Annotated in this window: 2 protein-coding genes; both read right to left on the reverse strand. The window is 73.0% G+C overall.

What is annotated here, in order from left to right; genetic code table 11:
• On the reverse strand, nt 1–275 hold a 275-nt coding region (locus AB0L40_RS22230), incomplete at its 3' end, for a hypothetical protein (RefSeq protein WP_364359832.1).
• A complete protein-coding gene (locus AB0L40_RS22235; RefSeq protein WP_364359834.1) occupies nt 272–1,420 on the reverse strand; it encodes a type IV toxin-antitoxin system AbiEi family antitoxin domain-containing protein in 1,149 nt (382 codons plus the stop codon). The genes AB0L40_RS22235 and AB0L40_RS22230, both read right to left, overlap by 4 nt.
• Between the last annotated feature and the right edge of the window lie 333 nt (nt 1,421–1,753).

The raw sequence follows: 1,753 nt of genomic DNA on the forward strand, positions 1-1,753 counted from the left end.
CCGCGGCCGGCACCAACATTCGTACCTGCCAGGAAGACTTCCTGGTGGGCGTGGCCGGAGCCGTCGACGAACGAGCGCGGCCCGCGGCCGGCACCAACATTCGTACCTGCCAGGAAGACTTCCTGGTGGGCGTGGCCGGAGCCGTCGACGAACGAGCGCGGCCCGCGGCCGGCACCAGCATGCGTACCTGCCAGGAAGGCTCCCGGGTGGGCGTGGCCGGGGCGGATGAGCCGCCCCGGGGCCCGGCTCATCCGGGGCGGGCTGGTCGTCGTCATCGGCCAGAACTTGCGGAGGCCGGGCCCGCTCCCCCGACCCCCGGGCCAACGCCAGCGCGGCCGGGCAGCGGATGCCTCGGCACCGGTGTTCGGCCGTCGAGGCTCGGGATCAGTCGGCGGAGCATCTCGACCGTCTTCGCCTCCTCGTCGACGACCTGCTGCCAGGTGAGCCGGGTGAAGTGGTAGCCCGCGGCGCCGAGCTCCGCTCCGCGTGCGTGGTCGCGCCGGAATGATTCGCGGTCCTGGTGGGAGTCCCACCCGTCGACCTCGATGACCGCACGCACGTCGGGCCAGAGGGTGTCGACGACGTACGTGCCCCACGGCGTGTCGACGGCGACGTTGGTCACGGGAAGCACGAACCGATGCCGCCGCAGGAGCTCCCGGAAGCGGCGCTCGAGCTCGCGCTTCAGCGCCACGCGTTCGGCGTGCTCCGCCGCGAACGAGTAGACCGCGCTGCGCAGCGCGACGGACCCGCGCCATCCGCGTCGCAGCACGGCCTCGATCGCGATGCGGTCGAACAGCCGGCGGTCCTCGGCGCGACGCAGTGCCCGGTCGAGAGCCTGCGTGCTCACAACGGTGGCGAGGTCCAGCAGCGTCCGCGCGACCGACGTGCAGGCGATGCCGGCACGCACCGCACGATCGTCCGGGGGGATCGAGCGGACGCGGTGCGCCCGAACCGTCTTCGCCGTCGGCTCGCGCCGCAGCGTCACGACGTCGACCACGTACGGGGAACCGTCGATCAGACCCCAGAGCGCCGCCGCGGCACGGTGGCTGAGCAGCGAGCCGTCGCCGCCGGCGAGAACCGCGGCCATCCACCATCCCCGAGGCGACAGCAGCCGGTGCCCGACCGCGTAGACGCCACGATGGATGCGGTGGAGCTGCCCGCGACGAACCCGGGTCCCGATCGCCCGTGTCGTGAGCCCCGCGGCGAGGAGCTGGGCGGTCGAGACCACACCGTGCTGCGCGTGGGCGAGTCGTGCGATCTCCGTGTCCCAGGCGATCCTCGTGTGCACGTCGGGCCGTGAGCCCCGAGGGGCGTTGCGCTCGCCGTCACCCGAGGGGCCCGTGTCGCGGCCCCACGGGCCGTGCGGATCGGGGCGCATGGGCTCCGGAACGGACGCGATCGACGGGGTCCTCTCAGGCATGCACGGAGCTTGGCTCGGCAGCCGCGCCACGTGACCCACGGATCGCAACGAATCGGTGACGGAACGAGGCCGAGACGATCCTGGAGCGTGGCCGGCCGTCCTCGTCACCGGCGTCTGCACCTCCCAGGTGGTCCGCGGTGGCGGCGGAGCGGCACGACGGACGATCTGCCCCGAGCGACGGCCACCGGCGTTGGTACCTCCCAGGAAGGGTTCCCGGTGGGCGTGCCGCCGCGGGCCGGAGTCAAGTCGCGTTTTGTGGTGTAGCTCGGTTTCGTGATCGAGAGTGGTTCGTGGTCGGAGGTCGTGGGTCGCGTGGTGCCCGGCCCGCGAAGC

It is taken from the genome of Patulibacter sp. NPDC049589 (genome assembly GCF_040675535.1).
GTDB lineage: Bacteria > Actinomycetota > Thermoleophilia > Solirubrobacterales > Solirubrobacteraceae > Patulibacter.